Origin of the sequence: Vogesella margarita, from assembly GCF_028548475.1 — a bacterium.
In the GTDB taxonomy this organism is placed as follows: Bacteria; Pseudomonadota; Gammaproteobacteria; order Burkholderiales; family Chromobacteriaceae; genus Vogesella; species Vogesella margarita.
The window spans coordinates 141,878-154,388 of the sequence record NZ_JAQQLE010000003.1; the positions used below are offsets into that span (position 1 = coordinate 141,878).

General features: G+C 66.7%; 11 protein-coding genes. 7 read left to right on the forward strand and 4 right to left on the reverse strand.

Features of this window, described 5'->3' with window-relative positions:
- Window positions 1-140 precede the first annotated feature (140 nt).
- The gene (locus tag PQU96_RS05495; RefSeq protein ID WP_272771238.1) at window positions 141-1,430 is read right to left on the reverse strand and encodes a flagellar assembly protein T N-terminal domain-containing protein; all 1,290 of its coding nucleotides are present in this window, start codon (window positions 1,428-1,430) and stop codon (window positions 141-143) included.
- An 8-nt stretch (window positions 1,431-1,438) separates the two neighbouring features.
- On the reverse strand, window positions 1,439-2,137 hold the full coding sequence (locus PQU96_RS05500) for an LPP20 family lipoprotein (RefSeq protein WP_272771239.1): 699 nt from the start codon (window positions 2,135-2,137) through the stop codon (window positions 1,439-1,441).
- 165 nt (window positions 2,138-2,302) lie between these two features.
- Here PQU96_RS05500 and PQU96_RS05505 point away from each other — a divergent pair, with 165 nt between their 5' ends.
- The 7 genes from PQU96_RS05505 (at window position 2,303) to PQU96_RS05535 (ending at window position 9,555) form a co-directional block, all read left to right on the forward strand.
- The gene (locus PQU96_RS05505) at window positions 2,303-2,866 is read left to right on the forward strand and encodes a peptidylprolyl isomerase (protein ID WP_272771240.1); all 564 of its coding nucleotides are present in this window, start codon (window positions 2,303-2,305) and stop codon (window positions 2,864-2,866) included.
- Between the two features lie 16 nt (window positions 2,867-2,882).
- Complete coding sequence (locus PQU96_RS05510) at window positions 2,883-3,383, forward strand: peptidylprolyl isomerase (RefSeq protein ID WP_272771241.1); 501 nt, start codon at window positions 2,883-2,885, stop codon at window positions 3,381-3,383.
- A 58-nt stretch (window positions 3,384-3,441) separates the two neighbouring features.
- Window positions 3,442-4,164, forward strand: coding sequence for a UDP-2,3-diacylglucosamine diphosphatase (locus PQU96_RS05515; RefSeq protein WP_272771242.1), 723 nt, complete (start codon window positions 3,442-3,444; stop codon window positions 4,162-4,164).
- Between the two features lie 241 nt (window positions 4,165-4,405).
- The gene (locus PQU96_RS05520) at window positions 4,406-6,073 is read left to right on the forward strand and encodes an L-lactate permease (RefSeq protein WP_272771243.1); all 1,668 of its coding nucleotides are present in this window, start codon (window positions 4,406-4,408) and stop codon (window positions 6,071-6,073) included.
- 300 nt (window positions 6,074-6,373) lie between these two features.
- Window positions 6,374-9,049 carry an intermembrane phospholipid transport protein YdbH family protein gene (locus tag PQU96_RS05525; protein ID WP_272771244.1) on the forward strand — a complete coding sequence of 892 codons (2,676 nt, stop codon included), beginning with the start codon at window positions 6,374-6,376 and terminating at the stop codon, window positions 9,047-9,049.
- Window positions 9,046-9,222, forward strand: a complete 177-nt coding sequence (locus PQU96_RS05530) for a YnbE family lipoprotein (RefSeq protein ID WP_189372412.1) — start codon at window positions 9,046-9,048, stop codon at window positions 9,220-9,222. Before PQU96_RS05525 ends, PQU96_RS05530 begins: the two co-directional genes overlap by 4 nt.
- Before the next feature lie 30 nt (window positions 9,223-9,252).
- Window positions 9,253-9,555: a YdbL family probable chaperone protein gene (locus PQU96_RS05535; protein WP_272771245.1), complete on the forward strand. Its 303-nt coding sequence runs from the start codon at window positions 9,253-9,255 to the stop codon at window positions 9,553-9,555.
- A gap of 223 nt (window positions 9,556-9,778) precedes the next feature.
- Here the strand turns inward: PQU96_RS05535 and PQU96_RS05540 are convergent, their stop codons facing one another.
- Window positions 9,779-11,122 carry an HD-GYP domain-containing protein gene (locus tag PQU96_RS05540; RefSeq protein WP_272771246.1) on the reverse strand — a complete coding sequence of 448 codons (1,344 nt, stop codon included), beginning with the start codon at window positions 11,120-11,122 and terminating at the stop codon, window positions 9,779-9,781.
- A gap of 192 nt (window positions 11,123-11,314) precedes the next feature.
- Entirely contained in the window at window positions 11,315-12,493 is a 1,179-nt protein-coding gene (locus PQU96_RS05545) for a M20 aminoacylase family protein (RefSeq protein WP_272771247.1), read from the reverse strand.
- Window positions 12,494-12,511 lie beyond the last annotated feature (18 nt).

A 12,511-nucleotide genomic window follows, 5' to 3' on the forward strand; every position in this document is an offset into this window, starting at 1 on the left:
AGACAAGAATCGTTATCAACATCAATTTGCAACGGGCTTGATTCAGGTCAGGGGGCACAGAGGGCGGGCACCGCCGGGTCAGACCAAGGTTGGCCGCAATGCAGCGGCTTGCGGCCAACCTTGGCGGCATGCGGCGCGGCTCAGCGCCGCACCGGGAAGCGCACCCAGTCGCCGGTCTCCACCGTGCCGCGGGCATTGCGCAGCAGCGCCACCGCCAGCCGCGGCTGCACCTGCAGCAGCTCGATATCGCCGATCACCCGCTCCGGCAGCCCCAGCACCACGCCGTCGCCACGGCGAATCTCGGTCCGCGGCTGCTGCTTGTAGACGATGAGACGATCGGCACTGGCCAGCCCGTCCAGCGTGCCGGCGCCCAGGTAGACGCGGTCGCCATCCACCCGCACCACCCGCGCCGCAAACGGCAGGCAGTGCATGGTATTCGCCAGCTTGCCGGCAATCCCGTCCAGCAGCGTCGCCACGCTGCGACCGTAGTCGTTCTGCTGGAAGCGGCTGAGATCGAAGACACGCAGCGAGCTGTCGTGCACCGCGCCGTGCGCCGTCGTTTCCGCTGTGGCCGTGGCCAGCACGCCGCCGGTCAGCGCGTCGTACAGCCAGTATTCGACGGCGAAGCGGCGCTCCACCGGCACCACCCGTGCCGAGGCGCCGAACAGGCCGGCCAGCGGCCCGTTGTAATACACCCCGGCCTCGCTGCCGCTGGCGCCACCAAACGCGCCCAGCCGCGGCTCCTTGCGGGTGACGGCGGTATCGAGCACCCGCCCGGCCAGCACGAACTGCACCTCCTCGCGACGGCCGATGTCGCGCACGGCGTCGCTGGCCTGCCACGGCTCCTGCACCTTGCCGCCGGGGAACAGAGACACGTTGCCGGCATCCAGCGCGCGCACGTCGCGCAGCGCATTCAGCCGCCGCGACAGCTCGGTCGGCAGCCAGGTCGCGAGATTTCCGAGGTCGCCGGCATCCTGCGGCTGCGGCACCTCGAAATAGGTGCTGACCAGCCGCCGGGTCAGGAAACGCCCGGCCGGTGTCGCCGGACGGGCGCAGGCCTGGCTGGCGGCGGAAGCGGCAGCCGGTTCGGCAACGGACACCGGCTCCGCGGTATCGACCTCCACCGTGACAAACAGTAGCCCGTCGCGCTGGCTTTCCTGCAACACGCGCGGCGTGCCCGGCAGCGTCAGCGGGCCGGTCATGCTCGATTCGGTCAGCTCGCCGTTATCGAGTCGCGACGTAGCCTGCAGCGTGCCGGCGTGGGTCATCGCCATTTGCCGCACCGCGTCCTCGATCGCCTGCTGCCGCGCCACGACGCGGCCGGACTCCAGCGAGGCGACGCCTTCGGCACGATACACCTCGGCCACCGCCGGCCCCGCCAACAAAAACGCCGCCCACAGGGCGGCGTAACAGAATGGTTTAGTCTTCATCTGCGCCGTCAATGCGAAACATAGTAGTCGCCACCGTAGACACAACCGCTGTCGGTACAGCCCAGCTTGCTGCCGTCGGCGGCAGGCAGCACCCGCGCCGCGGTCGCCACGTTGCCGGTGGTCACCAGCGCGCTACGATAAGCCTTGAAGAAGCCTTCGTCCAATACCACCTCGCCGATGGTCTCGCTGCTGCCGTCGGCCTTGAACTCGGTGGACAGCAGCCGCACGCCGCGCAGGTAGGCATCGACGAACACGCGGTAGCTGTCGTTGGCCGCAATCATGTTGCCGACGGTACTGCTACCGGACAGCTTGAAGCCCTGCACCTGCTCTGCCACTGCGCGATAGGCATCCAGCTGCGAGGCGCGCATCGCCAGCAGGCGACGCTGCACCGGCGACAGGGTACGGCTGGCCGGCGGCGCGCCGTAGCCGACCACGCGGATGCGCAGTGCATTGTACTTTTCCGCCTCCTTGGCGGCCGGCTCGGCCAGCGGGCCGACATAGCCGCCGCCCATCATCACGCCGCCCTGGGTCATCACCGGCTGCCGGGAGATGCCCGGCTGCTCGTGGCTACCCGCCACCGCAGGCGCATCGGCAACCACCATCCAGCCTTCGCCGCCCGCCTCCTGCGCCACCGGCGCCGCGGACGAGGCGCAGGCCGTCAGGGACACCAGAGCCAGCAGACTTGTTGCCATAACCGTTTTTTTCATTACGTTCTCCGCCTACTGATTACATTGCATGTCGTGTTATTGCGTCATCGGTTTATCGGCCGCTGCCGCACAATCTTTAATGCATGGCTGCCGTCCGCGCCGGCTGGCACATCGCCGCCGGCCTCATGGTAAACTGCGCGCCTCAACTCTCCGGAAACCATGGCCATGAAGAAGATTGCCGCCCTCGCCCTGCTGTTGCTGCCGCTGCTGGCCAGCGCCGCGCCGAAAGTGGAGCTGCAGACCAACAAGGGTCTGATCACCGTCGAGCTGGCGCCGCAAAGCGCGCCCAAGACCGTCGACAACTTCACCCGCTACGTCAAGGCCGGCCATTACGACAACACGGTGTTCCACCGCGTGATCGACGGCTTCATGATCCAGGGTGGCGGTTTTACCATCGACGGCGGGGCGCTGTCACAAAAACCGACACGCGCACCGATCGCCAACGAGGCGGACAACGGCCTGAAGAACGTGATCGGCAGCATCGCCATGGCGCGCACCAACGATCCGCACTCGGCGACCTCGCAATTCTTCATCAACCTGGTCAACAACGACTTCCTGGACTTCCGCAGCAAGACGCCACAAGGCTGGGGCTACACCGTGTTCGGCAAGGTGACCGCCGGCATGGATGTCGTCAACCGCATTGCCAAGTCGCGTACCGGCTACATCGGCGGCATGCAGGATGTGCCGATGGAACCCATCGTGATCCAGAAAGCCACTTACAAACCCTGATCCCCAAGGACCCATCATGATCAAACTGACTACCAACTTCGGCGACATCACGCTGGAACTGTTTGCCGACAAGGCCCCGAAAACCGTCGCCAACTTCGAACAGTACGTACTGGACGGCCACTACGACGGCACCATCTTCCACCGCGTGATCAACGGCTTCATGATCCAGGGCGGCGGTTTCACTGCCGACATGAAACAGAAAGACACCCGCGACACCATCGAGAACGAGGCCAACAACGGCCTGTCGAACAAGACCTACACCGTGGCCATGGCGCGCACCCCGGATCCGCACTCCGCCAGCGCCCAGTTCTTCATCAACGTGTCGGACAACGATTTCCTCGACTTCCGCAGCGAAACCATGCAGGGCTGGGGCTACGCCGTATTCGGCCAGGTAGTGGCCGGCCAGGACGTGGTTGACCGCATCAAGGGCGTGAAAACCGGCCGTGCCGGTGGTCACCAGGACGTGCCGGTCGAGCCGGTGATCGTCGAAAAAGCCGAGATCGTGGCTGCCGCCTGATCCCGTTCACGCAAGACCCGGGGCCGCTGCGTGCGGCCCTTATTCATGGTGCCGCACGATGGCCATACACCTGATCTCCGATCTGCACCTGCACGCCGACGCGCCGTGGCTGGGCGAATTGTTCCGGCGCACGCTGCGGCAGTGGGCCGGCCATATCGACGCGCTGTACATCCTGGGCGACCTGTTCGAGTACTGGGTCGGCGACGACGATGACGACGCCTTCGCGCTGGACATGGTCGCGGCGATGCGCGAGTTCAGCCGCCACACACCGCTGTACGTGATGCACGGTAACCGCGACTTCCTGCTCGGCGCCGGCTTTGCCGCGGCCAGCGGCGCCACGCTGCTGCCCGATCCGCACCCGCTGCAGGCCTGCGGCCATCGCTACCTGCTCAGCCACGGAGACGCACTGTGCGGCGACGACACTGCTTACCAGCAGTTCCGCGCCATGGTGCGGCAGCCGGCCTGGCAGCAGGCCTTTTTGCACAAGCCGCTGGCGGAGCGCCACGCCATCGCCCGCCACATTCGCGAACAGAGCGAATCGCTCAAGCAGCAGGATGGCCCGAGCGAAATCAGCGACGTGACCGACGACGCCGTCGTCGCCCTGCTTGCGGCCAACCCTGGCTGCACGCTGATTCACGGCCACACCCACCGTCCTGCCGTCCACCGCCATGCGCTGCCTGACGGCGAGCGTATGCGCTGGGTAATCCAGGACTGGCACGACGGCCGCGCCGGCTACCTGCGCCTGGACGAGCACGGCGTCTCCGCCCACCCGCTGTCGTAAACCCCGCCTGCCACAAGGTTGGCCGCAACGTCTGTCCGGCGTTGCGGCCAATTTTTTGTCTTTCCCTTTGTTTTCAGCGACTTGACAACGTTCTTGAGGGTTAACCCGCAAGGGCAAGCCCCCAATGACACGGCTTGACGGCTGCCGCTAAAGTTCGCGCACGGCACATAGAGTCTCGCGCAAGCGCCTGCCATCAGGCAGCCGCCTCAGGACCGCGCATCACAATAAGGAGAGTTACAACATGTGGTCACACGTTTACGATCCGCTAGGCAACCCGTGGCTATCCACGCTGGCCGCCAGCATCCCGGTCATCGTCCTCCTGGGCGCGCTGGGCATTTTCCACGTCAAGGCGCACAAGGCCGCGCTGCTGGGCCTCGCCACCTCCTTGTTGGTGGCAGTCGGCATCTTCGGCATGCCGGCGGACATGGCGGCCAGCGCCACGCTGCTGGGTGCGGCCAACGGTCTGCTGCCGATCGGCTGGATCATCCTCAACGTGATCTTTCTGTACCAGCTCACCGAGCGCAAAGGCCAGTTCGCCATCCTGCGCGAGTCGATCTCCGGCATCACCACCGACCGCCGCCTGCAGCTCTTGCTGATCGCGTTCTGCTTTGGCGCCTTCTTTGAAGGCGCCGGCGGCTTCGGCACCCCGGTCGCGGTAACCGGTGCCATGCTGATCGGTCTGGGCTTCTCGCCGCTGGCTGCCTCCGGCCTGTCGCTGATCGCCAACACCGCGCCGGTTGCCTACGGCGCGCTGGGCACCCCGATCACCACCCTGGCCAAGGTCACCGGCCTGGACGTGCTGCAGGTGTCGGCCATGGTTGGCCGCCAGATGACCATCTTCGCCATCATCGTGCCGTTCTGGCTGCTGATCGCCTTCTGCGGCTGGCGCAACACCCTGCGCATCTGGCCAGCCGTGCTGGTGGCCGGCCTGTCGTTCGCCATTCCGCAGCTGATCGTGTCCAACACCATGGGGCCGGAGCTGGTGGCGGTGATCGCCTCAGTTTGCTCCATCGCCACGCTGGTGGGCTTCCTGAAAGTGTGGAAGCCGAAGGAGATCTACACCTCCACCGCCGGCACCATGGGCGGCGAAGCGGCCAACGGTGCCAAGGCCATCATCGCCGACAAGCATCACGGCTACAGCAGCGGCGAGGTGATCCGCGCCTGGCTGCCGTGGCTGATCCTGTCGGTGGCGGTGTTCGCCTTCGGTTCGCCGTCGGTGAAAAAACTGCTGGACAGCATCTTCACCCTGGAAATCCAGTGGCCGGGCCTGCATAACCTGATCTACAAGATGCCGCCGGTCGTGACCGAGCCGCACCTGGAAGCCGCCATCTACAAGTTCAACCTGCTGTCCACCACCGGCACCGGCATTCTGGTTGCCGCGCTGATCTCGGCGCTGATCATGGGCTACCGCCCGCTGCAGATGCTGAAGGTGTACAAGGAGACCTTCTGGTCGCTGCGCTACTCGCTGATCACCATCGTGGCGATGCTGGCACTGGGTTACGTGACCCGCTTCTCCGGCGTGGACATCACCCTCGGTCTCGCGTTCTCGCACACCGGCGTGTTCTACCCGTTCTTCGGCACCCTGCTGGGCTGGCTGGGCGTGGCGCTGACCGGCTCCGACACCGCGGCCAACGTGCTGTTCGGCGGTCTGCAGAAAGCCTCGGCGCAGCAGCTGGGCCTGTCGCCGATCCTGATGACGGCGGCCAACTCCTCCGGCGGCGTGATGGGCAAGATGATCGACGCGCAGTCCATCGTGGTGGCCTCCACCGCCACCCAGTACTACGGCAAGGAAGGCATCATCCTGCGCTTTGTATTCTTCCATTCCCTCGCCCTGGCCTGCCTGGTCGGCCTGGTCGTCACCGCCATGGCCTACCTGCCACCGTTCACGGCCCTGGTCATCCACCCGTAAACGCCATGCTGGCGACACGGTAGCGGGCAACACGCCGCTACCCCGCACGACAACCACCTGCGCCCTTGCCGCAGGTGGTTTTTTTTCGCGTATAGCGCATCGGCCACGGCCCCGCCGCGATCGCGCCCTTGCCTCAGCCACACATGGCGGTTCAGCCGCGGCAACGGTGCCGTATATACTCCAGTCATTAATGCTTCACGGCATACGCCCGGTCATGGCCCGGCCAATTGCCGGACCATTCCGCCGCCGCCCTCCCCGGGGTGGCCGCAACAGCAGACCAGCCCCACCGCCAGCCCGAACATGACCGACACAGCCACCACGCCGCCCACCGCTCCCGCCACCCACCGCTGGCGCCGCCGCCTGCTGCTTGCCTTGCTGCTACTGGCAGCACTGATCGCCGCAGCAGTGACCGGCTCCCGCTGGTGGCTGCAGCAACAGGGGATACAGCTGCAGGGACTGGGCTGGCAAGACGGCGGTGCCACCGTCGTGCAATGGCAATGGCGGCAGCAGGACTGCGTCGCCGTAGAGGGTCGCGGCCTGCGCATCGCGCGCTGGCAGCCGCTCACCATCAGCCTGCAGCAGCTGAAACTGCGATCCTGCGCCCCACCCGGCCCGCGCCAGCTGCCGACGCCGCCCCCCGCCGGGCTGCCGCCGTTCACCCTGCGCATCGCCAGCCTGCAGGCCCCGGCCTTGCCGGCGCTGACCATCGCCGTCACCCAGCAAAACGAGCGCTGGCAGGCCCAGCTTCAACAGGGCGCCGACAAGCTGGCGCTGGGCTACCGCCGCGACAGCGGCCAGTGGCAGGCACAGGGCACGTTGGCCGCAGCGCGGCTGGCGCCACAGCTGCTGGGGTACTGGCAGCTACAGGCCCGTGGCCGCTGGCTGCCTGGCCAGCTGCAAGCCCGCGTGCAGGCCGATGGCAAGCAGCTGGGCTATCAGGGCGAGGCCCGCCGAGGTGACGCCCGGCTGCTGGCCACGCTGCACAACCGCCAGTGGCAGCTGGATGCCACGCTGCCGCAGGCGCTGCCGCTGGCTGCCGGCTGGCTGCTGCAACCGCGCCGCGCGCTGCGGGCCAGCGGCGATCTGGACGGCGTGCACAGCCTGCAGGCCGACCTGCTGGCCAGCGGGCCGCAGGGCAAGCTGCGGCTGCAACTCACGCCGCAGGATCACAGCCTGCAACGCGGCAGCGGCCTGCTGCAGCTGGATGGCAAGAACCTGCACGCCCGCATTCCGCTGCAATGGGCCAAGCGCCAATTGACGCTGGCCGCCGGTGAGGCCCGCCTGCCGCAGGGCGTGCGCCTGAGTTGGCCGCAAGCGTGGCAACTGCCGCTGAGCGCCAGCGGCAGCAGCCGCCTGCCGTTCCGCCTCGATTACCAGCAGCTGCAACTGGCCAGCAACGACGGCACGCTGCTCTGGGGCGATGGCCGCTGGCAGTGGCAAGGCGGGCTGGCGCTCTCCGGCCGCCATGCTGGCTTGCGGCTGGCCGGCCAGTGGCGCGGCCAGCTCGATCCACAAGGCGCGCACGGCGCCCCGCTGCAACTGAACGTCAGCAAACCGCAGCTGACACTGGCGATCAGCCTGCCGGTCAACAGCATCGACCCGCGCCAGCCGCGACTGAACGCGAGCTTCGCCGGCCACTACCAGGACTGGCCGCTCAAGGGCACCTTGGCCGCACAGCAACAGGGCAATGGCTGGCAAGGCAGCCTCGCCGCCAGCAGCCGCCTGCCGTTCTACAGCAAAGGCGGCGCGCTGCAACTGGCGGCCAACTGGCGCGGCAGCGACGGCAAGTGGCAGCTGGATGGCGGCAGCAAGCTGGACATCGCCGAGGGTATCGTCGGCAACGTGCTGCTCAAGCCGCTGAGCCTGCAAACCGCCAGCGCGCTGCTGACTGACGGCAACAGCGCCCACGGCCAGCTGACGCTGAACAGCGGCGGCGCCGTGGCCAGCCGCTGGACGCTGCCGGCCGCCAGCGGCACCCTGCAGCTGGATGGCGAACGGGCCAGCGCGCAGCTGCAACTGCCGGCCTGGCGCAGCAAGCTGCAGCTGACAGCAAACCGCCACGGTGCAGGGGGCAGCGGCAGCGTACAGCTGGATACGCCGCTCACTGCCGCCATGAGCCGCGGCCTGGGCGTTACCCTGCAGCAGGGACAAGTGGCCGGCAAGCTGCAATGGCAGTGGCAGAAACAATGGCAGCTGGACGGCGACGTACAGCTGAACGACGTGGCGCTGGACTGGGGTGGCATTCTCGCCAACGGCGGCCATGGCCGGCTGACGTTGGCCGCACGCCCGGACCGGTTGCAACTACAGAGCGACGGCCCGCTGCAGCTGGCGCAGCTCGATGTCGGCACCCTGCTGCAGGAGGTGTCGCTCACCCTGCGCTCTGACCTGAAAGACTGGCAGCTGGGCTCCGTGCACGCCAAGCTGCTGGGCGGCAGCCTGCAGGCCGACAGCCTGCACTGGCCATCCAGCGCCTTCCAGCCGGTTACCGTGCAGCAGCTGGACCTGGCCGCCGTGGCCGCGCTGCAGAACGATCCGCAGCCCACGGTACAGCTCACCGGCCGCGTCGGCGGCACCCTGCCAGTACAGCTGCTGCCCAGCGGCATCGCGCTGCAGGATGGCCTGCTGCGCAACGAGGGCGAGCTGACCCTGCGCGTGCCGGCCAGCGCCGGCGTCAATGCCATGGCACAATCCAACCGTGCCGTGCAGCTGGCACTGGACATGCTCAGCGAGCTGGACGTCAACGACTTCCAGGCCCGGCTGGCCATGCAGCAAAGCGGACTACTGGATGCCCGGGTGACGCTGAAAGGGGTCAATCCCAAACAAAACCGCCAGCCGGTTGTTCTGAATTACAGCCACAGTGAAAATGTGCTGGAACTGTTACGCAGCCTGCGTATCGGAGATGAAATATCCCGCCGTGTACTCAGCCGCAAACAAGCGGCCGCCACGCGCAACCCCACACCGGAGACTTCGCCATGAAACCCGTCTGGCTGATACCGCTCCTGGCACTGGCCGCCTGCACCCCGCGGGTAGCGCTGGAAGTGCCCAAGGAGCCCATTACCATCAACCTCAACGTGAAGATCGATCACGAAATCCGCCTCAAGGTGGAAAAAGACATCGACAACCTCACCACCGACAGCGGACTGTTCTAGGAGCACAGCATGAAAACGGCAGCAAGATGGATGGCAATTGGCCTGCTGGTCTGCAGCAGCCTGGCAATGGCACTGGACGTGGGCGGCGCCAAGGCGCAAGGCCTGGTCGGCGAACAGCCGGATGGTTACCTGGGCGTGGTGAAGGCCACCCCGGAAGCGGTCTCGCTGGCGGCGGACATCAACGCCAAGCGCCGCGAGGCCTATGACGCCATCGCCAAGAAAAACGGCACCACGCTGGATCAGGTCGCCACCCTGGCCGGCCAGAAAGCCATCGAAAAAACCCCACCCGGCAGCTACGTCAAGGCGCCCAACGGCCAGTGGGTGAAGAAGTAAGCCCCACTCCACCCGGCGGACATCAGGCCGCTCACCCGGATCACTACCATGGCCGCAAGCGCCGGTTCCCTGCCCTTACGCAGGGTACTGGTATTTGCGGCCAACCTTTGGGGCTGTTGATCCCCATTGCACGGGGAACGGCCCACACGAATAAGGTGTTGCTACCCGTACAGCCGCCCGAAAAAACCAAGCGGCACGCCCGCAACGGCGCACCGCGCGTCACTCAGACAGCCCCCTCGGCGCGCAGCACCCGCTCCAGCGCGGCAAAGCACTCCGCGTCGATGGCGCTGTGCAGGTGCTGGCGCATGATGTCCAGCGTTTTAGCCACCGGCGTGGCCGGGTGGTAGGGGCGCTCGGCGTTGATGGCGTCGAAGATGTCGGCGGTGGTGATGATGCGGGTTTCCAGCGTGATCTGCTCCGCTCGTAGCCCGCGCGGGTAGCCGCTGCCGTCCAGTTTTTCGTGATGCGCGCCGGCCACCTGCGCCAGCTCGGCAAACTGCGTGATGCGACGCAGGATATCCTCGGTGTAGCCGGCATGGCGCTGCACCGCCGCCCATTCGTCGCCATCCAGCCGCCCCGGCTTGTCGAGAATGGTATTGCTCACCCCAAGCTTGCCCACGTCGTGCAGCAGCGCGCCACGCTTCAGCCAGCGCCGGCGCGCGGCATCCATGCCCAGCTCGGCGGCAATGCGGTCGGCGTAATGCCCCACGCGCTGGCTGTGGCCAGCGGTGAACGGGCTCTTGGAGTCCACCACCTGGCCAAAGCCTTCGGCGATTTCGTCCAGATAATCCTCGTCCAGCGGCACCATGCAATGCGCCGGTTCCAGCGCCAGCACCGCCGTATCGATATCGTCGGCCTCCAGCTGCTGCCAGAACGCCGCGTTGTCGCGCAGGCTATGCACCACGCGCACCAGCGCGGGGTCGAACCAGCCACTCGCGCGCGTCGCCACCTCGGCCAGCGCCGCCTGGCGGCCGTGGGTGATGTGGAACACATCCAGCACCTGCGCCAGCAGCGCGATGCGGGCATTCAGCGGAATCGCCTCGCCCTGCAGGCCCAGCGGGCGGCCGGAGCCGTCCCAGTGCTCGTCCAGCGACTGGATGCCGCGCGCCACGTTTTCATTGAAGCGCAGCTGGCGGGCGATATCGGCCCCGCGGTGGCAGCGGGTGTTGATCAGCTCGTCCGCCATCTCCTTGCCGTGGCGCAGCACATTGAGGATGGATTTCACACGCTGCGGCCAACTGCCGGCATGGGTGCCGGTGTTGCTGAACACGAAGCCCAGCATCTGCGGCAGGCTGGCGCCCACCAGTTTGAAATCCTGCTTGAACTGCCGATCGTCGGTGAGATACAGCTCGCAGATGCGCGACGCATTGCTGCTGCAGCCCAGGTCTTTCAGCAGGATGGCGTAGTACAGCTCCCACAGCTGCTGCTCGTTCAGGCCGATGGCGGTGCCGATGTGCATGCCGATCCAGCAGCTGCGGATGCAATGCCCTTCCGGCTGGCCTTCGGTGATGTCCAGCGCGTAACTGAGCGAGCTGATGAGTTCCGACAGTTTCAGGGTGGTGGCCATGCGGTTTCCGGATGAAAGGAGTCGGTCGCTGCGGCCAACGTTGGCCGCACGACAATGCCGTGCAGGATGCGATAAAAACGGCAGCGGCGATAGCCATCGGCAAGCCGGCTTCCATAGAAAACCCGTAATGCATCAAACACAACCGCCATCTGCCGGACATCCGCAACGGCACGACAGACGGTGCCGCGCCGACTAAACACCCGCCACGCCGGCCTCCCCCGCCAGCGCCAGCCTGGCCAGCTCGGCAAAGTAACGGGCGCCGGTGGTCAGGATGGCATCGTTAAAGTCGTAGCCCGCGTTGTGCAGCGGCGTCGCGCCCGCCTCGCCGGCGATGCCGTTGCCGATGAAGATGAAATTGCCCGACACCTGCTGCAGGAAGGCACCGAAGTCTTCGGAAATCATCATCGGCGTCACGTTGTCGTCCACCTGCCGGCTGACTGTTTTCGCCGCCGCTACCGCCAGCGCCACGTACTCGGGCGAGTTCACGGTCGGGGCAAATTCGTGGGTGTAGCTGAATTCGCAGAGGGCGCCGTGGGCGCGGCAGATGCCTTCGGCCAGCTCCCGCATGCGTCTGGCGAGCAGCGCCTGGATGTCCGGGCTGTAGCTGCGCGTGTCGCCGCGAATCACCACCTCGGACGGAATCACATTGCGCAGGCCGTCGGTGACGAACTCGGTGCAGGACACCACCGCCGGCTGGCTGGGGTCCACGTTGCGCGATACCACCGTCTGCAGTGCCAGCACGATTTCGGCACCGATCACCAGCGGGTCGATGCCCATGTGCGGCCGCGCGGCGTGCGTGCCGCGGCCGTGGACGCGGATAACGAAATTGTCCTCGCTGGCCATGATGCCACCAGCGCGGGTGGCGAAGCTGCCGGCCGGCATGCCCGGCATATTGTGGGCGCCGAAGATGGCGTCCACCGGAAAGCGCTCAAACAGCCCGTCCGCCATCATTGCCTTGGCGCCGCGACCGTGCTCCTCAGCCGGCTGGAAGATGAAGCGCACGGTGCCGTTGAAGTCGCGCTGCTCGCTCAGCAGCCGCGCCGCGCCCAGCACCATGGCCATGTGGCCGTCGTGGCCGCAGGCGTGCATCTTGCCGGCGGTGCAGGAGGCATGCGCGCGTTCGGGCACGTTCTCCTGGATGTGCAGCGCGTCCATGTCGGCACGCAGGCCGATCACCGCCGCGCCGTCGCCGGCCCTGAGGTTGGCGACAATGCCGGTGCCGCCGATGCCGGTGTGCACCTCCAGCCCCATGTCGCGCAGCTGCTGGGCGACAAAGGCGGCGGTGTTCACCTCCTCGAAACCGGTTTCCGGGTGCCGGTGCAGATGGTGGCGCCAGGCCACCAGCTGTTGTGACAGTGCTTGTTCGGACATGTTGTCTCCTCCGGTAAG